This window comes from Malikia spinosa (genome assembly GCF_002980625.1).
GTDB classification, from domain to species: domain Bacteria; phylum Pseudomonadota; class Gammaproteobacteria; order Burkholderiales; family Burkholderiaceae_C; genus Malikia; species Malikia spinosa.
This window is the reverse complement of the sequence record NZ_PVLR01000095.1, coordinates 1-638: the sequence shown is the minus strand read 5'-3', so window position 1 is coordinate 638 and position 638 is coordinate 1. Positions and strand designations below refer to the sequence as shown.

At 67.7% G+C, this 638-nt stretch carries 1 protein-coding gene; it reads right to left on the bottom strand.

The genetic code is table 11. From position 1 onward, the window contains the following. The coding region (locus tag C6P61_RS17490; protein WP_280524151.1) for an acyl-CoA dehydrogenase family protein at window positions 1-638 on the bottom strand (638 nt) is incomplete at both ends.

Here is a 638-nt window from a genome sequence, read left to right as displayed (position 1 = left end):
GGGCCGCACCGGTTTCCTCGATGAAGCCCATGCCGCCGTGGATCTGCACCCCCAGGCTGGTCAATTCGATCGACAGCTCGGTCGAATGGCCCTTGACGATCGGCACCAGGTATTCGTAGATCGCCTGCTGCTCGCGCCGCACCGCCTCGTCGCCGGCGTGGTGCGCCAGGTCGCTGGTCGCGGCCGTGCAGTAGGCCAGCGCGCGCGCGGCCTCGGTATGCGCCTTCATCGTCAGCAGCATGCGCTTGACATCGGGGTGCTGGATGATCGCGACCGGGCCGGGCGATCCGGCCAGGTCACGGCTCTGCAGACGGTCCTTGGCAAAGGCCAGCGCCTGCTGGTAGGCCCGATCCGAAACCGCGATGCCCTGCATGCCGACCGCGAAGCGCGCCGCGTTCATCATGACGAACATGTACTCGAGGCCGCGGTTGGGCTGGCCGACCAGCTCGCCGATCGCGCCGCCGTGGTCGCCGAACTGCAGCACCGCAGTCGGGCTGGCCTTGATGCCAAGCTTGTGCTCGATGCTGACGCAATGCGCGTCGTTGCGCGCGCCCAAAGACCCGTCGGCATTGACCAGGAATTTCGGCACCACGAACAGGCTGATGCCCTTGACGCCTTCGGGCGCGTCAGGCAGGCGG